General features: G+C 39.8%; 21 protein-coding genes. 2 read left to right on the forward strand and 19 right to left on the reverse strand.

Annotated features, from left to right (window positions below; translation table 11 throughout):
• Window positions 1-9: 9 nt before the first annotated feature.
• The 11 genes from G7058_RS02290 to G7058_RS02340 all read right to left on the reverse strand — a co-directional run bounded on the left by G7058_RS02290 (window position 10) and on the right by G7058_RS02340 (window position 9,429).
• Window positions 10-2,211: a DNA internalization-related competence protein ComEC/Rec2 gene (locus G7058_RS02290; RefSeq protein ID WP_166062024.1), complete on the reverse strand. Its 2,202-nt coding sequence runs from the start codon at window positions 2,209-2,211 to the stop codon at window positions 10-12.
• A 91-nt stretch (window positions 2,212-2,302) separates the two neighbouring features.
• Window positions 2,303-2,830 (reverse strand): ComE operon protein 2, encoded by a 528-nt coding sequence (locus tag G7058_RS02295; protein ID WP_166062025.1) that lies wholly within the window; start codon window positions 2,828-2,830, stop codon window positions 2,303-2,305.
• A gap of 81 nt (window positions 2,831-2,911) precedes the next feature.
• Window positions 2,912-3,538 carry a helix-hairpin-helix domain-containing protein gene (locus tag G7058_RS02300; RefSeq protein ID WP_166062027.1) on the reverse strand — a complete coding sequence of 209 codons (627 nt, stop codon included), beginning with the start codon at window positions 3,536-3,538 and terminating at the stop codon, window positions 2,912-2,914.
• A 190-nt stretch (window positions 3,539-3,728) separates the two neighbouring features.
• The gene (locus G7058_RS02305) at window positions 3,729-5,048 is read right to left on the reverse strand and encodes an FAD-containing oxidoreductase (protein ID WP_227004478.1); all 1,320 of its coding nucleotides are present in this window, start codon (window positions 5,046-5,048) and stop codon (window positions 3,729-3,731) included.
• A gap of 49 nt (window positions 5,049-5,097) precedes the next feature.
• A complete protein-coding gene (gene coaD / locus G7058_RS02310) occupies window positions 5,098-5,601 on the reverse strand; it encodes a pantetheine-phosphate adenylyltransferase (protein ID WP_166062028.1) in 504 nt (167 codons plus the stop codon).
• 12 nt (window positions 5,602-5,613) lie between these two features.
• Complete coding sequence (gene rsmD / locus G7058_RS02315; RefSeq protein WP_166062029.1) at window positions 5,614-6,171, reverse strand: 16S rRNA (guanine(966)-N(2))-methyltransferase RsmD; 558 nt, start codon at window positions 6,169-6,171, stop codon at window positions 5,614-5,616.
• Between the two features lie 14 nt (window positions 6,172-6,185).
• Complete coding sequence (locus tag G7058_RS02320) at window positions 6,186-6,467, reverse strand: YlbG family protein (RefSeq protein ID WP_227004479.1); 282 nt, start codon at window positions 6,465-6,467, stop codon at window positions 6,186-6,188.
• Window positions 6,457-6,915, reverse strand: a complete 459-nt coding sequence (locus G7058_RS02325) for a YlbF family regulator (protein ID WP_166062030.1) — start codon at window positions 6,913-6,915, stop codon at window positions 6,457-6,459. The genes G7058_RS02320 and G7058_RS02325 overlap by 11 nt, the downstream gene beginning before the upstream one ends.
• Entirely contained in the window at window positions 6,899-7,912 is a 1,014-nt protein-coding gene (locus tag G7058_RS02330; RefSeq protein ID WP_166062031.1) for a CAP-associated domain-containing protein, read from the reverse strand. Before G7058_RS02330 ends, G7058_RS02325 begins: the two co-directional genes overlap by 17 nt.
• 11 nt (window positions 7,913-7,923) lie before the next feature.
• Window positions 7,924-9,126 carry an FtsW/RodA/SpoVE family cell cycle protein gene (locus G7058_RS02335; RefSeq protein WP_166062032.1) on the reverse strand — a complete coding sequence of 401 codons (1,203 nt, stop codon included), beginning with the start codon at window positions 9,124-9,126 and terminating at the stop codon, window positions 7,924-7,926.
• A gap of 3 nt (window positions 9,127-9,129) precedes the next feature.
• Window positions 9,130-9,429 carry a DUF1507 family protein gene (locus G7058_RS02340; RefSeq protein WP_166062033.1) on the reverse strand — a complete coding sequence of 100 codons (300 nt, stop codon included), beginning with the start codon at window positions 9,427-9,429 and terminating at the stop codon, window positions 9,130-9,132.
• A 307-nt stretch (window positions 9,430-9,736) separates the two neighbouring features.
• Here G7058_RS02340 and G7058_RS02345 point away from each other — a divergent pair, with 307 nt between their 5' ends.
• Entirely contained in the window at window positions 9,737-9,958 is a 222-nt protein-coding gene (locus tag G7058_RS02345; RefSeq protein ID WP_166062034.1) for an HAD hydrolase-like protein, read from the forward strand.
• On the opposite strand, the gene typA is transcribed toward G7058_RS02345, so the two are convergent.
• The 8 genes from typA to gdhA all read right to left on the reverse strand — a co-directional run bounded on the left by typA (window position 9,955) and on the right by gdhA (window position 20,385).
• Complete coding sequence (gene typA / locus G7058_RS02350; protein ID WP_166062035.1) at window positions 9,955-11,805, reverse strand: translational GTPase TypA; 1,851 nt, start codon at window positions 11,803-11,805, stop codon at window positions 9,955-9,957. The genes G7058_RS02345 and typA overlap by 4 nt on opposite strands.
• 197 nt (window positions 11,806-12,002) lie before the next feature.
• Complete coding sequence (locus G7058_RS02355) at window positions 12,003-12,782, reverse strand: inositol monophosphatase family protein (RefSeq protein WP_166062036.1); 780 nt, start codon at window positions 12,780-12,782, stop codon at window positions 12,003-12,005.
• A 13-nt stretch (window positions 12,783-12,795) separates the two neighbouring features.
• Window positions 12,796-13,077 carry a UPF0223 family protein gene (locus G7058_RS02360; protein WP_166062037.1) on the reverse strand — a complete coding sequence of 94 codons (282 nt, stop codon included), beginning with the start codon at window positions 13,075-13,077 and terminating at the stop codon, window positions 12,796-12,798.
• An 84-nt stretch (window positions 13,078-13,161) separates the two neighbouring features.
• Window positions 13,162-14,568 (reverse strand): dihydrolipoyl dehydrogenase, encoded by a 1,407-nt coding sequence (gene lpdA, locus G7058_RS02365; RefSeq protein WP_166062038.1) that lies wholly within the window; start codon window positions 14,566-14,568, stop codon window positions 13,162-13,164.
• Window positions 14,569-14,575: 7 nt separating this feature from the next.
• Window positions 14,576-16,195, reverse strand: a complete 1,620-nt coding sequence (locus G7058_RS02370; protein WP_166062039.1) for a dihydrolipoyllysine-residue acetyltransferase — start codon at window positions 16,193-16,195, stop codon at window positions 14,576-14,578.
• Between the two features lie 102 nt (window positions 16,196-16,297).
• Complete coding sequence (locus G7058_RS02375; RefSeq protein ID WP_166062040.1) at window positions 16,298-17,275, reverse strand: alpha-ketoacid dehydrogenase subunit beta; 978 nt, start codon at window positions 17,273-17,275, stop codon at window positions 16,298-16,300.
• 2 nt (window positions 17,276-17,277) lie between these two features.
• Window positions 17,278-18,387 carry a pyruvate dehydrogenase (acetyl-transferring) E1 component subunit alpha gene (gene pdhA / locus G7058_RS02380; RefSeq protein WP_166062041.1) on the reverse strand — a complete coding sequence of 370 codons (1,110 nt, stop codon included), beginning with the start codon at window positions 18,385-18,387 and terminating at the stop codon, window positions 17,278-17,280.
• Between the two features lie 657 nt (window positions 18,388-19,044).
• Window positions 19,045-20,385 carry an NADP-specific glutamate dehydrogenase gene (gdhA, locus tag G7058_RS02385; RefSeq protein ID WP_166062042.1) on the reverse strand — a complete coding sequence of 447 codons (1,341 nt, stop codon included), beginning with the start codon at window positions 20,383-20,385 and terminating at the stop codon, window positions 19,045-19,047.
• A gap of 187 nt (window positions 20,386-20,572) precedes the next feature.
• Between gdhA and def the strand changes: the two genes are divergently transcribed.
• The gene (def, locus tag G7058_RS02390; RefSeq protein WP_166062043.1) at window positions 20,573-21,133 is read left to right on the forward strand and encodes a peptide deformylase; all 561 of its coding nucleotides are present in this window, start codon (window positions 20,573-20,575) and stop codon (window positions 21,131-21,133) included.
• The last annotated feature ends 32 nt before the right edge of the window (window positions 21,134-21,165 follow it).

Here is a 21,165-nt window from a genome sequence, read left to right on the forward strand (position 1 = left end):
TTTCTGCTCTTATTGTAGCATAATTTCTATTCGTTTTTGACGTTGGTTGTAAATGAAATGCACGGCGCCATTTAAATCAGTCCGGTAAATGCTTATTTTTTGCGCTTCAAGGCGCTCGACTACTTCAGGTGTTGGATGACCGTAACGATTCTTTCTTCCTACTGATATAAAAGCTCCCCGGGGATTTACTCGTTTTAGAAAAGGACTTGAAGTGGAGGTATTGCTACCATGATGGCCGACCTTCAATATATCAGCCTGTAAATTAGGATAGCGCCTCATTAAATCCTGCTCACCACTTTCTTCTAAATCGCCTGTAAATAACCAGGATAACCCACCGATTTTGCTGTAAAGCACCAACGAATCATTATTTTCACCTCTTCGCTTGTGGTTCGGATTCAAAACTTGGAATGCCAGTGTATTTAACTCGACCTGGCTAGGTCCCATGAGCGACGTGATTGGCGGTATATGATGCATGCCAGAAACTTCTGCTAAAAAGGTAGCCGTCTCCTCCATTCCACTTGCGATATACATATGTCGAATGGGAAGTTCATTTGCTAAATAGTCTAAGTTGCCGATATGATCCGTGTCACTATGAGTCAGAAAAACCGCATCCAATTGACCTACACCTTCTGCTTTGATTGCAGAGACTAGATTTTTTGCATGATAATCGGTTTCCTTTCTTAATTTCCAGTCCTCTTCCTCATTAAATGTAATTACGCCGCCCGTATCAATCAAGACTGTATCCCGATTAAACGGTGTTTTAATTAACAGGGCATCCCCTTGCCCCACATCTAACATAATGACTCTTCCGTTTGGATTCAACTTCGGCAAGGAGTAGAAAAAGAAAAAAGAAAGCGTCACGAGCATCATCCAAAGGAATAGATGCTTTCTTTGTTCAAATGCAACCAGGAAAGCTAGTAAACAGGCCGCCAATCCCAAATACCAAAGTAGAGGCTGTCTACCCGTAATCATTAGCAGCCAATTGGTGTCTGCCAACTGCTGGGAGACTACTTCTAGTTTTTCAAGAGCAATAGTCATACTCATACTTAGAGGTGATAAAATTGCGACGGGAAATTTTAATGCCGCCAACAGCGTTAATAACCAGAATAACGGAAAGAGTAAATATGAAAAGAAAAAACTGAAAATTATATTAACAAACATGCCCAGCCAGATAATCTCGAAGTAATGATAGCTGAGAAAAATTCCCGAAATACAAGTCATGATTAAAGACAACAGGAAACTTTTTGCAAGCGATGGGATTCTCATCTTTTCCAAAGATGGGCTGAGGAAATAAAGCAAGCCTGACAAAGAGTAGCTGAGTTGAAATGCAATACTGAAAACGAGATAAGGGTTCTGCCATAGTGCTAGCAAGATTGCGAAAGCAAAGGCGTCTTTGGCGCTAATCTCGCGTTTAGACATTTTTGCAACGAGTGAAAAACTATGGGTAAAAACAGCACGAAAAATACCAACTCCGGAACCGATTAGAAAAGCATATAGCAGAATGGTGACCAACAGAATCGGGTACGTTGTTTCTCGCGACACCCCCATTCGTAATAAGCCGTACTGAAGTGTAGTGACCAGAAAATAAATATGCATGCCAGAAATTGAAAAAATGTGGAGGATACCTATTTTCCGATATGCAGCCATCGCCAATGTATCAATATCATCGGTTTGGTTAAAGAGCATGGCCATAATGTAATCTTTACTTTTAGCGTTTGGGAGCATGCGGTTTAAATAATCAAAAAAACGCAACCGAATTACTGAAAAGATGCTACCCAACGAATGATTCGGTGTCACTGCGGCAACTTCCTGGATGTTTACTTTCCAATGTATTTTTTTGCGTTTAAGATACGTGCGATAGTCGAATTGAAAGCGATTCGTCGCCGTTTCTGGTTCCTCCAAAGTAAACGTCGCTTGCATATAAATCGGTGTCGTCAAATTCAGCCACTCGTTCTTTTCCACTTCATTTTTTATTTGATGGAAAAATACAATTTTTTCGCCGAGAAGTTCTGCTTCACCACTCAGACCGTTCCCATTTACGCGATATGTGGTCGGATCTATTTCCAAAATGCCTGTTTTGATTTCGGATGAGAGGTGACTCTGGTTGGTAAGCGTATGCGATAAAGTGACCATCCCCGTTACGATTAAAATCGCACATGTACACAAAAGAAGCTCTCGAATCTGCATTCTGTAAATACGAAAAACAAACAACGCAAATAACCCCCAAGCGTAGCCATTCCGTGGTGATAGAATGAGAACGATGAGGGAGATCGCTGCTAGACTGGGTAATAAATAAAACCCTTTAGCTCTCTGTATGTTCGTTAGGACAGATCGTACCATGTGTGTGTGAATCCTCCGATTCAACGGTAGGCATTTCAACTAAGGATTTAAAGTAGTCTGGGTTCAACTGTACTTGTTCGTAAGGAATAGCCATCTTATCAAGCAAAGAAAGAGCATATTCATGGTTGCGGTAATCCTTCAAGTAATAGATTTTTTTAATCCCAGCTTGAAGAATCATCTTCGTGCATTGGAGACACGGGAAATGTGTGACGTAGATTTCGGCGCCATCTGTCTTAATACCGAATTTTGCACACTGCAATACCGCGTTCATTTCCGCATGTATAGTCCGTACACAATGGCCATCCACCATATAGCATCCTTCGTCGATACAATGCGCATCGCCAGAAACGGAACCGTTATAGCCACCCGCTATAATCCGTTTGTCACGGACAATCGTTGCACCGACTTCCAAACGCTTACAAGTACTTCTTAATGATAATAATACGGCTTGAGCCATGAAATATTGATTCCAGGGAATACGTTGTTCCATCCATCCATCACTCCTTTTTATTCATCATACACTAAAAAGAAAGCGATGCTACTTATTTTTCCCAATTTTGAAATGTTCCGATTATTTTGTGACCGTGATGCTTTCCTTGAGCGTATCAAATGTTTTCTGCCCAATCCCGCTGACTTCCATCAGTTCTTCTATCGTTGAAAATGAGCCGTTTTCTGTTCGATAATTAATAATTTGTAGCGCTTTTTTCTCGCCAATACCGGGTAAAGCTTGCAGTTCAAGATCAGTCGCGGTGTTAATATTTATTTTCGACGTGCCTTCTTCGACAGGTGAATTTGGCTGTGTATACGGAATATCCACTATTTCTTCACCAACGACAGGAATGTATAACAGCATCTGATCCGTTACATGTTGCGCAAAATTAATATGGCGTGTTTCAGCATTTTGAAGCAGACCACCGGCTAAGTCGATAGCATTCTGTACCCGCATGTTTTTGGCCACTTCATAAATTCCCGGATTCGTCACCGCACCCTTCACATCCACCACCCAAAAAACCGGCTCCTGTTCTTCCGGTTCTTGAAAAATACTTTCAGATTCTGACTGCATTTCCAGAAACCACTCATCCGTGTTTTCTGTTTGCGCACTTTTTTGGTTCGAAAAAACTAACCCGATGATAATCAAACCTTGTACGATACCCAAACCGATTAATAGCGGTATACGCCATTTCGTTATTTTTTCCATATATTTTCCTCCTGTATATATATAAGCAAAAAATAGCGAAAAGCTTTTTTTTCAGTCAAATTTTTTTACTAATTGTGAACAATTCGTGTATAAAAATAGTCTGCACAACCTTCCGAAATAAACCAAACTTGTGCAGATTTCTGCATTTTCACGCAAAAAAAGACTGAGATTTCTCTCAGTCCACACGCTTTTATTTAAATAAATCATTCAAATTCTCTGCCATCGTTGGATGGGTGAAGACTTGATTATGTAACACAGAGGCTGGTAAATTATAATCCTTTGCGAGTTTCACAATATTAATAATCTCGTGTGCCTGTGCTCCGAATAAACTTGCCCCTAGAATCTGATTCGAATGTTTAGCAATAACTGCTTTAAATACCCCTCTTAAATCACCTGTTACATGAGCACGTGGCATCTTTGCAACTGGTAAAATATTCGTGCGGATATCCAGGTTGGCCGCTACTGCTTCAGCTTCTGTCATCCCAACCCGGGCAAAGGGCGGATTAATAAAAATACTATACGGTAAATTCTGCCGGCTTTTTAAATTGTAGTCCTGATTGCCGTATAAGTAACTGTCAATAATGCGAGCATCATCCAAAGATGTGTAAGTGAACTGTTCTTCACCTCTTACATCCCCTAATGCAAAAACATGATCGACCGTTGTGCGTAAATAATCATTCGTCCATATTCCGCCACTTTCATTTAGCTTGATAGCTGTGTTCCATAACCTCAGACTCTCAATAGCTGGCTTACGCCCCGTTGCAATTAATATTGCGTCGAAATTAAAAGTGTCGCCCGCTTTGGTTATTACTTTAACGCCATCGTTAGTAACATCTTGTATACTCGAAACTGCTGTCTCTGTTAATACCTCAATCCCTTGTTGGACAAGTTCCTCTTGGACAGCTATCCGTATTTCAGGTTCTTCGTGTTTCAGAATTTCAGCACCTGTCTCTATTAGTGTCACTTTGGAACCAAAGCCAGAATAGATGCTGGCGAATTCCAAGCCGATATTTCCGGCTCCTATAATACCCAACCTTTTAGGTAAAAATGGAAGTTCCTGTAACTGTGTTGAATCGTAGACATGTTTACTTTCCATTATACCGCGGATGTTGGGTATACGACTTTCGCTACCAGTATTAATAAAAACGAGAGCACCTTTCAAAGAAAAACGTTCTTCTCCGGCCCTCACAATCAACTCTCTATCATTTTTAAAGGACGCTTCACCGAAGTAAATGTCTATTGTTTCTTCAGTAGCGAGATTTTGATAATTCGTTTCATTCAGCTTTTTGACGACCAGATTGCGGCGTTCAAACGCATCCACATAGTCCGTTCCCTTCACTGAATCAACAGACAATGTCTTGGTTGGAATACAAGCAACGTTGATACATGTTCCTCCAGCCATCTTTTCATCTCTTTCGATGACAGCAACGGTTTTACCGTCTGCGGAAAAAGTTTTTGCCAACGTTTTCCCCGCTTTTCCCCAGCCTATAATAATAACGTCATATTTCAACAGTCATTCCATCCTTTCACTAAAGATTAGAATTTAAAATGGCCCATGATTATTTTTTATTATTCTTTTCGGCTAACTTCGCAATAACAGCTGTATTGACCGCAGGTGGCAACAGTGCGGAAACATCGCCTTCAAAAGTAGCAACCTCTTTAATCAAACTTGAACTCAAGAAACGGTACTCAGGAGCTGAAAAGATGAGAATGGATTCCAAATCTGGAAATTGTGTGCGATTCATCATTGCGATGCTCTCTTCATATTCAAAGTCTTTCACGTTACGGACACCACGAATTAAAGCAGCTGCGCCGACCTCTTTAGCCATATCAACCGTCAAGCCACCCGTATGACGCACCACACGGACCTTGGGCATCCCTTTAAGAGCAGCTTCTGCTAGAGCAACGCGTTCATCTCCTGTAAAGAGCGACTGTTTACTTGTATTCGTAGCAACTGCGACAAGAATTTCATCAAACAGACGCGATGCACGCGTTAAAATATCGACATGACCGTTTGTTAAAGGGTCAAAACTACCTGGAAATATTGCTATTTTTTTACTCATGTCATTACCATCCTACTTTCCTTCAAAAACTTCTACCGCAATCGTACCATATTCAACTCGTTTGCGTTTGTAGTAGGCTTCGATTTCATCGGGAAGTGTGTTCTCTTTATCCATCTCACAAACAATGGTTGTGTCACTATCGATTAAGCCGCACTCCTGTAACAAATGAATATCAGAGACTGATTTATCTGCATGATATGGTGGATCTAAAATTACCAGTCGGAATGTCACATTGGGATTTGCTTGGGCAAATTTCTGTACATTCTTACGGGAATCCCCACCCATCACCGTATACTTTTCAGGTTCTCTTGTCATCGCAATATTCTCGTGAATAATTTTAATTGCTTTATTATTCTTTTCTGACAGTATTGCATGATCAATTCCGCGTGAAACGGCTTCAATTGCCAAGCCACCGCTACCGGAAAACATATCAAAACAATAGCCCCCATCGAAGTAGGGGCCAATAATATTAAAAATAGACTCTTTTACTTTATCTGTAGTCGGGCGTGTATTATCACCCGGGACAGCTTTTAACGGCCGACCTTTATATTCGCCTGCTATCACACGCATGTTTACTTCCCCCGTTATAAATCAACTGTTTCTTTTATTTTCTTAAAGGCACCTAAACTATCTGAAAATGTCATATCAATATCCGGACGATAAGATATTTCTACTTTTCGGACATAGTGCAAGCTGTTTAATTGCTTCATTTTATCTTGGACTTCATTCTGATCCACATACATGACGATGTACTTTTGACGATTAGAAACGTAATGGATATAACCAAATCGTCTTAAATTTTTCAACTGACGCAATGTATAGACCCAAATGATGATTCCTTGTCTTTTGGTTATTTCAAAGCTCAATATCTTTCCTCTTTCCTAAATGAATTTCACATGCTGATGGAAGCCCAATCATAGACAACGAAAAAGCGTCACCTGCAGATACCAAGATGTTCTCCGAAACCGCAGACGCAATCTTCTTCGCAATCAAATCCAGTTGCACCTGCAAATCTCTTTCCGCAATCCGGTAATTATAAATGGCAGTATCCAAATCCATTTCTCGCTTCAATTGAAAGACGGTCTTCTTTAATTCTTGAAAACCCGGCGCATGTGATCCGTATTCTGCAATTTGTTCGAATTTATTTTTTGCTTCATTAAAACGTATCATTTTATTATTAGCTTCTTCAGAGTCATCCAACGCAGCTTTCGCCATTTGAAAGTTTTCCATAGCTTGAGACTGCTTGATACTCGTAATTAATTGATCGCATTGGCTTTCGATAGCAAATAATTCTTCGTTAATAATCAATTGCATCTGCCCCTTCTGATTCAAACACCATCAATAAATTATCATTCGCTGAAACAATCGAGAAATCGGTTAGTTGCGCATTCAAAAACAACTGGCGTTTTTCAGCGAGCAACTGCATTAATCCAAAACGCATCGGTGCATCCACACTACCGGCGTTCACATTATAAGCCAGTGTTTTGCCTGCTTTTTCTGCAGCTTCCGTCACCTCAGAAGGCAAGCCATTAAAAGTCAATTCATTGGTACCTTGTGTCAGTAACACCTGTTTCCCGTAATCTCTTAAGCTTTCAGATGACGTTAAAGGTGCCACATTATTTTCTGTTCGCCACGCATTCACATAATGCTCCATGAGTTGAGCCGTATTTTTATGAATAGGCATGCCGGGATTCATCTCTACACCCTTCACATTGTAGTAATTCATCGCAATGAGTGCTTCTTGTGATAAATAGCGGATAGCATAGATTTCATGCTTTTCCGGATGGAAATACAACATTGCAAAACTATTATTGTCAAATTCAACGAGTGGAAATTGTGCCCATTCTTCTCTAGTAAGCGTCAATGAAACCGGCTCGCCTTCCCAATCGAATTGGAAATGTCTACTCAACTGCGTTTCGTCATATACATTATCGCGGTTCATCCCAATTTGGATAGCGCCTGTTTGGATGTCACTTCCTAAAATGAATAGAGAATCGATAATGGAATCCTTTACTTCCAGTTGGATAAATTTATGTAATTCAGAATAAACCCACGATGCTGCGTCGCCGTTTTCTTCGGAATAAATTGCTGTCGGCTCGCCGTGACGTGCTGAATATGTTTGAATGTCTTGACCGATGTAGTGCTCAAAGCCACTAACAGGTAACGGATAAATCTGGTTGGGTTCTTCATTTTCTAATACGACATTTCTTTCTGTAGCTGTTTCGTGCGTAGGAACGCCGCGTTCATTATAGAAGATAGGCCCGTAATAGAATCCGGCTACCATCAATACGAATAATAATAAAACTTTCATTAACAAGGCCTTCATCCTAATCGATCATTTATGTAAATATTATTCACAATTGCTAAAGCAACTGAGGAAACAATTAAACTGGAACCACCATAGCTGACGAAAGGAAAAGTCACTCCGGTTAAAGGTAGTATCCCGACCGCACCCCCGACATTAATCGTTCCTTGTACTAAGAACAAAGTGCTCATCCCAATACAGACTAGCTGCCCAAAGGAGTCTTTAATACTCAGACTGATTCGGTACATACGGAAAATCATATAAAAGAAGGTCGCCAGCACTGCCAAAACTCTGAATAAGCCTAATTCTTCAGCCATTATTGGGATAATAAAGTCTGTATAAGATTCCGGTAAATAGCCTGTTTTTTGGACACTTTCGCCAATCCCTACTCCAAACAATCCCCCTCTAGCTAATGCATAAAAAGAGTTTACCAACTGGAACGAGGAATTCCTGACATCTTCAAACGGATCTAAGAACGCCGTGAAGCGATCCATCATATAAGCTGGTACAAGCGGTAACCCACCCTGCCATTTTACAAGTCCAATGAAAGCAAAGTAGAAGGCTAAAACGGCAGCAATCGCCGATAATCCCATCCAAAATGGCAAACCGCTCATAAGCAGCATCGTGACGCAGATTGCTCCGATTATGATAACCCCACCCATATCAGGCTGAATAAGGACCAAAAAGAGAAAAATCGCAATGACCATAACCGGCTTCTTACCCACTTTAAAAATTTCTTTAAAAACATTTGTATTTTTACTTCTCTGAATACAAGCAAATTTATCCTCGTTATTAGAAAGGAATGTTGCCAAATAGAGTACCATCATAATCTTTAATAGTTCAGATGGTTGAACGGAAAAGAGTCCCAAGTCTATCCAAGCACTTGCCCCATTGACCGCAATCCCTTTGATTAATACATATAGGAGCATCAGCATTATTACGAGCAAGCTGATTCCAATAAAGCGCTTCGAGGTATATAGCCGTTTCGTTACCGTTGATCCTATCAAAATAACCAAAACACTTAAAATCGAAAAGATAAATTGGCGAATTAAGAAATATTCTGAGTTATTAAATTGACTCATAGCAAAATAACTGCTTGAACTGTAAACCATTAAAATACCAATTCCTAGTAAAATGAAATACGGAATGAGCAGTTTCCAATCTGAATGTCGGAATTTCCGCTGAACCCCTGATAATAGTGAACTTTTTTTATTTGCCATTACTTACTCCCCTTTAGAATGCGGGTGATTATTATTCTGTTCATAGTAATTGTTATACATTTTATTTAATGAATTTTCTAAATCACTCAAAATCCTCATGCCCGTATTTTTATCTAAAACACCTAACTTGACTGCATAGTCGATTTGTCTGGACAGTCCATATAATTGTGTGTCTACTACTTCTTCAAAGGCGGGACACGCAGCAAAACACAGATGCTCTTTTTGACTATTAATGAGTTTATAAACTTTCTCAGTTTCTTCCACTAGTAATTGCAGTGCTAACTCTTTTGTAGATGTCTCCATTTTGCTTCCCTCCTTAGTATGACTCTTATTTATTATAGCATATAAAATTAATCGGCAGATAACGTTTTTGGACAGGGTTCATGAGCCACGATGCTAAATTTCGAGTTCTCTTTATCTCGTCAGATAATAATGCGCGTACATACTTTTTAGCTTTTATGATAGTACGTACCCCATCTACTTATAGTAAAAATAATCAAAGAATAGTTATTGCAGCGAACAATTACTGATACGTTATCATTCTTGTTTGTTCGAGAGCGGATACAATGCTATGTTTTAGGTAATCTGAAAATGAAAGGTAGCAGTGTATATGCAAATAAAATCTATTATTTTTGATTTAGATGGTTTACTAATTAATTCAGAAATTGTTTCATTTGAAATTTACAAAGAATTACTTGCACAGCATCAGCACAATTTTACATTGGAAAATTATGCACAGAATTATTCAGGGCGATCTAGCATCCTAAACATGGAAAATCCGCCAAAAAAAACTGACTCCGAAAATTCGAAGTCAGTTTTTTTGTTATATTAGTTAGAAGCGTCTACAGCTTTTTTCTTACGTTTTGCTGCTTTTTCACGTTCGTTTTTGTCCAAGATTTGTTTACGTAGACGAATACTTGTTGGCGTAATCTCACAATACTCATCTTCGCCCATGAATTCTAGTGATTCTTCAAGCGTCAAGATTTTCGGACGTTTGATAACGTTTGTTTGGTCTTTATTAGCGGAACGGACGTTCGTTTGTTGTTTCGCTTTTGTAATGTTAACGGCAATGTCGTTTTCACGTGCATTTTCACCAACAACCATACCTTCGTAAATATCTGTACCTGGTTCAATAAAGATTGTTCCACGGTCTTCAATTCCCATAATTCCGTACGTTGTTGCTTTACCTGTATCTGTTGAAACAAGTGCTCCGTTACGACGTCCACCGATTTTACCTGATAATTCTGGTAAATATGAGTCAAACGTATGAGCCATAATACCGTATCCGCGTGTCATTGAAAGGAATTCTGTTGAATAACCAATCAACCCACGTGAAGGAACTAGGAAAATCAATCGAACTTGTCCGTTACCAGGGTTAATCATATCTTGCATTTCACCTTTACGTAGGCTCAATGATTCAATAACTGATCCCATGTATTCTTCTGGTGTGTCAATTTGAACACGTTCAAACGGTTCAGATCTTACGCCATCGAATTCTCGGATGATTACTTCCGGACGTGAAACTTGTAATTCAAAGCCTTCACGACGCATGTTTTCTACCAAGATAGACAAGTGAAGTTCTCCACGACCAGAAACAATCCATGCATCTGGTGAATCAGTGTTTTCAACCCGTAGAGAAACGTCTGTATGTAATTCTTTCATCAAGCGTTCTTCTATTTTACTAGAAGTCACGAATTTACCTTCGCGACCTGCGAATGGTGAGTTATTCGTCAAGAATGTCATTTGTAGTGTTGGTTCGTCAATATGTAGAACCGGTAGTGCTTCTTGATGGTTAATAGGTGTTATTGTTTCACCTACATAGATGTCTTCCATACCAGAAATTGCAATCAAGTCGCCTGCAACAGCTTCAGTGATTTCAACACGGTCTAGACCAAACCAGCCAAATAGTTTCGTTACTCGGAAGTTCTTAACAGATCCATCAAGTTTCATCAAGGATACTTGATCTCCCACTTTAATTTTACCGCGGAATACACGACCGATACCAATACGACCAACGAAATCGTTATAGTCAAGCATGGCTACTTGGAATTGAAGTGGTTCTTCAGAGTTATCAACTGGAGCTGGAATATGTTCCAATACAGTATCAAATACCGCATCCATTGATTCTTCTTGATCAGCTGGATCTTCAGATAAACTTGATGTTCCGTTTAATCCTGAAGCATAAACAACTGGGAATTCCAATTGATCATCATCAGCGCCTAATTCGATAAACAATTCTAAAACTTCGTCTACTACTTCTGCAGTACGTGCTGTTGGTTTATCAATTTTGTTGATGACAACGATTGGGATTAGTTTTTGTTCCAATGCTTTTTTCAATACAAAACGTGTTTGTGGCATTGTTCCTTCGTATGAATCGACGATAAGTAATACTCCGTCAACCATTTTCATAATACGTTCTACTTCTCCACCGAAGTCCGCGTGACCTGGTGTATCCATAATATTAATACGGTTTCCCTTGTAAGAAACTGCTGTATTTTTAGCTAATATTGTAATACCACGTTCTTTTTCAATATCATTAGAGTCCATTGCGCGCTCTTCTAACTGCGCACGAGCATCTAGTGTATCAGACTGTTTCAACAGCTCATCAACCATAGTTGTTTTACCGTGGTCAACGTGGGCAATGATTGCGATATTTCTGATATCTTCTCTTAATTTCATTTTTTTATTCCTCCGCTTGTTTACTGCCAAAAAGAAAGACCCCAACTTTGAATAGTCTAAGGGTCACTCCGCTGGTTACGGGAAAATATTTATTCAATATTTCCACTTATCTCAAGTACTTTTTCAACTGTTCCATTGTACCATGGCTGGTTTTGTTTGGGAAGAAAAAAAGCTCATTATATGGAAAAAGCTTGTTTTTAATTGCTAAACTTTCCGATAATTTGCTCATAAGCCATTGGATTAGCAATAATGATTGGGTTATTTTCCAATAATTTTATTGGTTCTCCATCTGGTCGCGTCATTTTCAATCCCAATTCTGCTGCCATTACCATTCCAGGTGCAACATCCCAAAAGCTAAGCGGGGTTGTCACATAAGCCGATATACGGTTGGAAATGACTTGAACCATTTCAAGCCCGGACGACCCCATCAGACGGACACCTAAAGAATCGCCTACAATGCTTCGCGCGCGTTCAGGATCACGCATTTCCATTCTGGTATTTATTGACACCAGACCTTCGCTTATTGGATGTTCTGCAATTGGCTCCATTAAATGACCATTACAACGCACGCCATGCCCTTTCACGCCCTCATATAACTCTTCATGAATGACGTCGTTTATAAAGCTTAGGACAGGTTCTCCATCGTTAAACACTGCTAGCATAGAACAGAAGTTTCGCTTTTGTTTGACATAATTTAAAGTACCATCAATTGGATCAATTACCCAAATGAAGCCTTTTAAATCTTCAAATGTATCGTATGTCCCTTCTTCGCCCAGAATTTTGTGGTCCGGGAAATGTTCTTGAATTTTCTGAACGTAAAATTTTTCAATAAAACGGTCCATTTCTGTGACTAGGTCACTCGGATTTGTTTTTTCTTCCACTTTAATGGAGTTATCTGCTAAGGATTCACGTAGTATATCTCCGGCTTCTTCTACCCATCCCCGTATCATCTCGGCCATTGCAACATAATCAATCATCCTTGGCATCCTCCTACTTTCTATGTTTTTCCATATTAATGGTTTTCGCTTCTATTTTAGAAGCTTGCACAACTCTATATAAGGAATAATCTGATATTCTTTCAAATTCATTTCCAAGTCTTTTCTCTTCACCTTTTGAAGGTACAACTTCTTTGAAAGCACGGTATTTTCTCAAGAATTCGTCCCGATTAATACCCCCTTCATAGGCAGATTCAACCGCATTCCACATTGAAATCACTGAACCCATTTCTTGGTGAGTCCACTCTAAATCAAGCGGATAACTATAATTTTTCATTTATGACCTCCAGAATTGTTTCTTTTATCATATCACAAAAAAACCAGAAACGAGACACGCGGTCCTGTTCCTGGTTTGATTTGATTAAATATGTATTGGTAGTCCAAGTGCCAACTCAGCAGCATCCATAACTGTTTCAGATAGGGATGGGTGTGAGTGGATTGTCAACGCGATATCATCAGCGTTCATGCCTGCTTCGATAGCTAAACCTAGCTCAGCAATTACATCTGATGCGCTCACGCCGGCAACTTGTGCACCAACGATAACATTGTCTTCTTTTGTCGTTACTAAACGAACGAATCCTTCAGTAGCATCTAATGACAACGCACGACCGTTACCAGATAATGGGAATTTATGCCCTTTAACTTTTAGGCCTTGGTCTTTTGCTTCTTTTTCAGTTAAACCTACTGTAGCCAATTCAGGATCTGTAAATGCTACTGCAGGCATAGCTGTGTAGTCAATCGCAACTGGTTTGCCAGAAATTGCTTCGGCAGCAATTTTAGCTTCGTAACTTGCTTTATGAGCAAGAGCAGCTCCAGGAGTGATATCACCGATTGCGTAGATGTTTTTAATGTTTGTACGGCCTTGGTTATCAACTTTAACTAATCCACGATCAGTCAATTCAACCCCAACAACTTCTAAACCTAAATCATCTGTATTTGGACGACGACCAACAGTTACCATTACGTAGTCAGCTTCGATAGATTCTTCTTTACCAGCTGCTTCGTATTTAACAGTTACGCTGTCTCCGTTATCAACGGCTTCTTTAGCCATTGCGTTTGTAACGTATGTAATACCTTTATCATTGAATGATTTCTCAACCAATTTGACCATGTCTTTTTCAAACGATGGTAATAATTGTGGAGAACCTTCAAGAATTGTAACTTCTGCACCTAGGTTAGCATAAGCAGTACCTAATTCAGTACCAACTACCCCACCACCAACGATAACAAGTTTCTTAGGAACTTCTTTTAAGTTCAAGCCGCCTGTTGAGTCGATGATACGTCCGCCAAATTTGAATCCTTTGATTTCGATTGGACGGCTACCTGTTGCAACGATAGCATTTTTGAAAGTATATGTTTGTGCAGCGTCTTCAGTGAAAACACGTAAAGTGTTTGCGTCATTGAAGAAGGCAGTTCCCATAATAATTTCAACTTTATTTTTCTTCAACAAGTAAGAAATACCACTTGTTAGAGTGTTGACAACTTTTTTGTCTTTCCACTCTTGTGTTTTTGTAAAATCAAGTTTTACATTTTCAGCAGTAATACCGAAAGTTTCAGCATTCATTGCTTCTTGGTAACGGTGACCAGCAGCAATCAATGCTTTTGAAGGAATACAACCAACGTTTAGACAAACGCCGCCGATGTACTCTTTCTCGATAATTGCTACTTTTTGTCCCATTTGTGCGGCACGGATGGCAGCTACATAGCCACCAGGTCCGGAACCAATCACAACTGTATCTAGTTCAACTGCGAAATCGCCTACTACCATTCTAAAATCATCCTTCCATCAATAGTAATTCTGGATCAGCCAACAAACGTTTGATGTTGTTCAACGCTTTTTGAGCTGTTGCGCCATCGATAGCACGGTGGTCATAACTCAATGAAAGTTTCAATACGCGTCCTACAGCAAGTTCGCCTTCTGCATTCACGATTGGTTGTTGAGCAATTGTACCAATTCCTAAGATAGCAACTTCAGGATGGTTGATAACTGGTGTGAACCAACCGCCACCTACAGAACCTACGTTACTGATTGTGATTGAACCGTTTCTCATTTCAGCAGCTGCCAATTTGCCATCATGAGCTTTTGCAGCTAATTCATTGATTTCGTCAGCAATTTGGAACATACCTTTAGAGTCAGTATCTTTTACGTTTGGAACGTATAGGCCTGCATCTGTATCAGTTGCGATACCGATATTAAAGTAGTTTTTATAAACAATTTCATTTGTAGCATCATCAATTGATGAATTCAAAATCGGGAACTCGCGTAATGTAGCAGTCAAAGCTTTTACTACGTAAGGCAAGAAAGTCAATTTCGTACCACGGTCTGCAGCAACGTCTTTGAATTTCTTACGGTGATCCCATAGTTTAGAAACTTCTACTTCGTCATGGTGTGTTACATGCGGAGCAGTATGTTTAGAGTTAACCATTGCTTTCGCAATTGCTTTTCTCATTGGAGTCATTTTCTCACGTGTTTCACTTTCAGCAACATTTGAAGTATATGGTTGTGCTGGTGCCGCTTCTTTAGCTGCTGCTGGTGCAGAAGTAACTGCTGAAGTTGCTTCTTGAGCTGCTGGAGCTTGTGCTACAGGTGCTTGAGAACCGAAGTTATCAATATCTGCTTTAACAACACGTCCACCTTTTCCTGTTGGTGCTACTTGTGTAATATCTACGCCTTTTTCACGTGCATATTGACGTACAGATGGCATAGCTAGAATACGTTTGTTTGGATCTGCTGCTGTTGGAACGCTAGCTGGAGCATCTTGTGATACTGGTGCTGCTGTTGGTGTCGCTTCTTCAGCTGGTGCAGATGAAGCTGCATTGTTGTGACCAGGTGCATCGATTTCTACCAATACATCTCCGATTACTGCAACATTACCTTCAGGAACAACAATACGTACGATTGTACCTGTAACAGGAGATGGAATCTCTTCTACAGATTTGTCGTTTTGGATTTCTACCAATGTATCATCTTCGTTGATTGTGTCGCCTTCTTTAACTGGCCAAGATGCAACTTCACCTTCCATGATTCCTTCACCAAGTGCTGGTAATTTGAATTGGAAGACTCCGCCGCCTGTAGCTGGTGCTGCTGGCGCTTCTGTTGCCGCTGGAGCAGGAGCTGCTTCCGCTGCAGGTGCTGCTTCTTCAGTATCTTCATAACCAGGTACGTCGATTTCTACTAATACATCTCCGATTACTGCAACTTCACCTTCTGCAACTACGATTTTTGTAACCGTACCTGTTACTGGTGATGGAATTTCTTCCACAGATTTGTCGTTTTGGATTTCAACTAGCGTATCATCTTCATTGATTGTGTCGCCAACTTTAATTGGCCATGAAGCAATCTCGCCTTCCATGATTCCTTCGCCTAATGCTGGCAATTTGAATTTGTAAGCCATTATCATATCATCCCTTCGATTCGTTCTATCCCTTTTTGTTTTAATAAACAGGGAAAAATACAGTTTTTGAAAAACTGTATTCATCCTGTTCAATAAAATAAATTAGAAGTTGTATACTTCTTTAATTTTCGCTTCGATATCAGAAGCATTTGGTAACCAAGCGTTTTCTGCCTGACCAAACGGGAATACAGTGTCAGGAGCAGCTACACGCCCGATTGGTGCTTCTAGTGAAAGAATAGCGCGTTCAGAAATTTCTGACATAACCATTGCTCCAACACCAGCTTGACGTTGTGCTTCTTGAACTACTACTACGCGGCCTGTTTTTTCAACAGATGCGATGATTGTTTCCACGTCTAATGGAGAAACAGTACGTAAGTCAACAACTTCAACTGAGATTCCTTCTTTTTCTAAATCTTCAGCAGCTTTAACTGCTTCACGAACCATTGCTCCGTAAGTAATGACAGAAACGTCTTTACCTTCGCGAGTAATAGCTGCTTTTCCGATAGGAACAGTGTATGACTCTTCTGGAACTTCGTCACGGAATGAACGGTAAAGTTTCATGTGCTCTAGGTAGATAACTGGGTCGTTATCACGAATAGCAGAAATCATAAGACCTTTTGCATCATAAGGGTTTGATGGAATAACAACTTTAACACCTGGAGATTGAGCCATTAGACCTTCTAGGTTGTCAGAGTGCAATTCTGGTGTATGCACACCACCACCGAAAGGTGAGCGAACTACGATAGGCATTTGGCGTGTACCACCCATACGGTAACGGTAACGAGCCATTTGCGCTACGATTGAGTCCATTACTTCGAATACGAAACCGAAGAATTGGATTTCTGGAACTGGACGGTAACCTTCAAGTGCAAGACCGATTGCCAATCCACCAATACCTGATTCAGCTAAAGGAGTATCGAATACGCGGTCTTCACCAAACTTTTCTTGTAGACCTTGAGTCGCACGGAAAACACCACCGTTTTTACCAACGTCTTCACCAAAAATCAGTACATTTGGATCACTTTCAAGTTCATTTGCAAGCGCATCTGTAATCGCTTGGATCATAGTCATTTGAGCCATGCCTATTCATTCTCCTTTGCTTCGAAAATTTCAATTTGTTCTTTGATACCTTGTGTTGGTTCTTCGAACATGTTCTTCAAGAATGAAGATACTTTTTGTTTAGGAGCTTTGTCAGCTTCCTTGATTGCTTCTTTAATTTCTTCTTTTGCAGCTTCAATTACTTCGTTTTCTTTTTCTTCAGTCCATAGACCTTTTCCAACCAAGAATTTACGCATACGGATTAGAGGGTCTTTTGCTTGCCATCCTTCTAATTCATCATTGTCACGGTAACGTGTTGGGTCATCACCTGAAAGTGTATGTGGTCCAAAACGGTAAGTGATTGTTTCAATAAGAACAGGTCCGTTTCCAGCAACTGCATATTCACGTGCTTTCTTAGTTACAGCATAAACAGCCAAGAAGTCCATACCGTCAACTTGAATACCAGGGATTCCAGCAGCAACAGCTTTTTGAGCCAATGTTACAGCAGCTGTTTGAACGTGACGAGGTGTCGAAATAGCCCAGCCGTTATTTTGGATAAAGAATAGTGCAGGAGCTTTGTAAGCACCAGCAAAGTTAATACCTTCGTAGAAGTCCCCTTGTGAAGAACCACCATCACCTGTATAAGTGATTGCTACGTTTTTCTTACCACGTTTTTTAAGTCCTAAAGCTACACCAGCATTTTGAATGTATTGAGCACCGATGATGATTTGTGGCGGTAAAGCCTTCAAGTCTTCAGGGTATAAGTTTCCATCAGCGTGTCCTCTTGACCACAAGAATGCTTGCGCTAAAGGCAAACCATGTTTGATTAATTGAGGAACATCACGATATCCTGGAAGCAATACGTCTTCTTTTTCGATTGCAGCGATAGATCCTAATTGGCTCGCTTCTTGTCCAGCAGTTGGTGCGTAGAATCCTAAACGTCCTTGGCGGTTTAATGCAGTTGAGCGTTCATGTAGAATTCTTGACCAAACCATATCAGTCATGAATTGCACAAGTTCTTCATCAGAAACATCAGGCATTAAATCAGGATTTACGATATTACCTTCCTCATCCAAGATTTGAACCATGCGAAAATCTGTGTTTGACGGATTTAGTAATGCGTCAATATCAATTTTCTCTTTTTTTGTAACCATGCTAACACATTCCTCTCTTTACATTTGAGATTTCATCAATTTTGATGAGCTTTTTTTGTACAGTTCCAAAAAACTGTATTATTCTTGTTACCTCACATCAATAATTTACCACTGACCCCCATTTAATGCAAGGCATTGAATTTCTTTTTTTATGTTCTTTAACTGCCCTAACAACAATGGAAGCGCTTCTCTTTCGTTACTTGTTCAATTGTTAACGAACGTTTTATTGCTCTTTTCTCCTTGTTTTATTACGACTTAATAAGTCTGAAAGCGGCTCATCTGTGCTAGGCTGTTATATTATAACAAACGAACTGTATTAGTAATAACCTCATAGAATAGTCTTAATACCAACTTTACAATTGAAACAGCCTAATTACCCGAGTGTTACGTGACTTTTCATTCTCTATATTTAAGTATATAAACAAACACTTCGTAAGACTGTTACATTTTCCTGAGTGTATTTGGGTTATGAAAACATTCACAAACATAAAATTAATTTTTTCTAATCTGTTTTTAAATGGAATAAGCGGCCCTTTTCCTGCTGTTTAGTTATTTTCTTTAATAATATAATAAAAAAGAAGTGGGAAATAATTCCCACTCCCTTACTGATTATTCTAAATGTGAGATAAAAGTCAGTCTCATTTTGCCTATATCTAATCAAACAATTCCTTGATGCAGCATCGCATCCGCTATTTTAACAAATGATGTGATGTTAACCCCTGCTAGATAGTTGTTACCCAGATTATATTCTTGGCAAGTCTCGTCTACTGATTTGAAAATATTGATCATAATCTGTTTTAGCTGCTCATCCACTTGTTCTAAAGTCCAATGTCCATGAGACGCATTTTGTGCCATTTCTAAAGTACTTGTTGCTACGCCACCAGCATTAGCTGCTTTAGCTGGTCCGTAAAGGATGTTATTCTCAATATATAAATCAATTGCTTCTATATTACTTGGCATATTTGCACCTTCGCTGACACAATAGACGCCATTCTCAAGTAGCTGTTTCGCTTTAGTGCCGTCAATTTCATTTTGTGTGGCACAAGGCAACGCGATATCATACGGAACTGCCAGATCCCAAACACTTCCTTCTATATAACGACTTCCTTCTTTGTTATATTCAGTTAAGCGCTCACGACGAACTTCTTTAATATCTTGCAGCATATCACTATCAATACCATTCTCGTCATAAATGTAACCACTAGAATCTGAACAGGCAATAACCGTACCTCCGTACTCATGTACTTTCTTAATGGTATAAATAGCCACGTTCCCACTACCGGATACGACTACTTTCTGACCTTTAAACGATTTCCCATTGCTCTGCAGCATTTCTTCTGTGTAATAAATTAAACCGTAGCCTGTTGCTTCAGTACGACCCAAGCTTCCATTCATAACAACGGGTTTCCCTGTCAACACACCTGTCTCAGGGCTCACAAGTCTCTTGTACTGGCCATATAAATAACCTATTTCACGACCACCCACACCGATATCCCCTGCCGGAACATCCAACTGCGGACCAATGTGGCGATAGAGTTCTGTCATAAAGGACTGGCAGAAGCGCATAATATCCGCATCTGATTTTCCTTTAGGATTAAAATCTGAACCACCTTTCCCGCCACCGATTGGAAGTCCAGTCAAACTATTCTTAAATGTCTGTTCAAAGCCTAAAAATTTCAAGATACTTTCTGATACAGTAGGATGGAAACGTAATCCGCCTTTGTAAGGACCATTCGCTGAATTAAATTGAACGCGGTAGCCTTTATTTACATGAATATGGCCCGCTTGATCCATCCAAGGCACCTTAAACGTAATAATCCGTTCCGGTTCAGCCATCTGTTCCAGAATATTCCATTTTTTATACTCTGGATTTTTTTCAATAGCAGGTTCAATGGTATTGAAAAATTCACGAACTGCTTGCAAAAATTCTTTTTGGTGCGGTCCTCTTTTTTCAACTTTTTGGTAAACTGCTTCGATATATTCTTTAGCTGCTGTCATTTTAATTCCACCTTTAACGGTTCAACCCAGAGATTTTAATTGTTTTATCATTTTACAATTGTACACTCTTTTAATTAGATATACAACAAACAATCTTTTTCGCATTTTCTCTAACTTTGTAGTAATATATAACAGATAACAAAGTTGTTATAGGCTATATACAGACAATAAAGGAGAGATGTTTCCGATGCTTACGATGGAAAATATCGTTCGGGAAGGGCACCCTGCATTGCGGGAAATTGCAGAACCGTTATCTTTTCCACTTAGTGAAGAAGACCTAACACTAGCGAACGAAATGATGGAATTTCTAGAAAACAGTCAAGACCCAGAAATTTCTGAAGAAATGGGATTACGGGCTGGCGTTGGTTTGGCTGCTCCGCAGTTAGCCGTTAAAAAGCGTATGATTGCATTACTCATTCCCGGCGAATACGAAGATGATCCGCCCGAACTACAAGAGGTAATGGTTAACCCAAGAATAGTGAGCCATTCTGTAGAAGATATCTGCTTGAAAGATGGCGAAGGTTGTCTATCAGTTGACCGTGACGTTCCAGGTTACGTTGTTCGACACAGTCGCATTACCCTTTCATATCAAGATGTGACGGGAAAAACGTTTAAAAAACGATTCAAGGGTTACCCTGCAATCGTGCTTCAACACGAAATCGACCACTTGAATGGTGTGATGTTCTACGATCACATTAACCAAGAAAGTCCAATGGCGCTTGATGAAGACGTTAAGATTCTTGGATAACAAAAGAAGCCACGCAAATGCGTTGGCTTCTT

Source organism: Jeotgalibaca porci (assembly GCF_011299095.1).
GTDB classification, from domain to species: Bacteria; Bacillota; Bacilli; order Lactobacillales; family Aerococcaceae; genus Jeotgalibaca; species Jeotgalibaca porci.

Bases quoted from the DNA above. Each gene is read 5' to 3' on its own strand.
- typA (WP_166062035.1), bottom strand. From the start codon at position 11,805: ATGAAATTAAGAGAAGATATCAGAAATATCGCAATCATTGCCCACGTT.
- G7058_RS02340 (WP_166062033.1), bottom strand. From the start codon at position 9,429: ATGGAGACATCTACAAAAGAGTTAGCACTGCAATTACTAGTGGAAGAA.
- pdhA (WP_166062041.1), bottom strand. From the start codon at position 18,387: ATGGTTACAAAAAAAGAGAAAATTGATATTGACGCATTACTAAATCCG.
- G7058_RS02330 (WP_166062031.1), bottom strand. From the start codon at position 7,912: ATGAAAGTTTTATTATTATTCGTATTGATGGTAGCCGGATTCTATTAC.
- rsmD (WP_166062029.1), bottom strand. From the start codon at position 6,171: ATGCGTGTGATAGCAGGCGAATATAAAGGTCGGCCGTTAAAAGCTGTC.
- G7058_RS02375 (WP_166062040.1), bottom strand. From the start codon at position 17,275: ATGGCTCAAATGACTATGATCCAAGCGATTACAGATGCGCTTGCAAAT.
- G7058_RS02355 (WP_166062036.1), bottom strand. From the start codon at position 12,782: ATGATTGATTATGTTGCAATGGCCGAGATGATACGGGGATGGGTAGAA.
- G7058_RS02335 (WP_166062032.1), bottom strand. From the start codon at position 9,126: ATGGCAAATAAAAAAAGTTCACTATTATCAGGGGTTCAGCGGAAATTC.
- G7058_RS02300 (WP_166062027.1), bottom strand. From the start codon at position 3,538: ATGGAAAAAATAACGAAATGGCGTATACCGCTATTAATCGGTTTGGGT.
- G7058_RS02325 (WP_166062030.1), bottom strand. From the start codon at position 6,915: ATGCAATTGATTATTAACGAAGAATTATTTGCTATCGAAAGCCAATGC.
- def (WP_166062043.1), top strand. From the start codon at position 20,573: ATGCTTACGATGGAAAATATCGTTCGGGAAGGGCACCCTGCATTGCGG.
- G7058_RS02345 (WP_166062034.1), top strand. From the start codon at position 9,737: ATGCAAATAAAATCTATTATTTTTGATTTAGATGGTTTACTAATTAAT.
- gdhA (WP_166062042.1), bottom strand. From the start codon at position 20,385: ATGACAGCAGCTAAAGAATATATCGAAGCAGTTTACCAAAAAGTTGAA.
- lpdA (WP_166062038.1), bottom strand. From the start codon at position 14,568: ATGGTAGTAGGCGATTTCGCAGTTGAACTAGATACAGTTGTGATTGGT.
- coaD (WP_166062028.1), bottom strand. From the start codon at position 5,601: ATGAGTAAAAAAATAGCAATATTTCCAGGTAGTTTTGACCCTTTAACA.
- G7058_RS02295 (WP_166062025.1), bottom strand. From the start codon at position 2,830: ATGGAACAACGTATTCCCTGGAATCAATATTTCATGGCTCAAGCCGTA.
- G7058_RS02360 (WP_166062037.1), bottom strand. From the start codon at position 13,077: ATGAAAAATTATAGTTATCCGCTTGATTTAGAGTGGACTCACCAAGAA.
- G7058_RS02370 (WP_166062039.1), bottom strand. From the start codon at position 16,195: ATGGCTTACAAATTCAAATTGCCAGCATTAGGCGAAGGAATCATGGAA.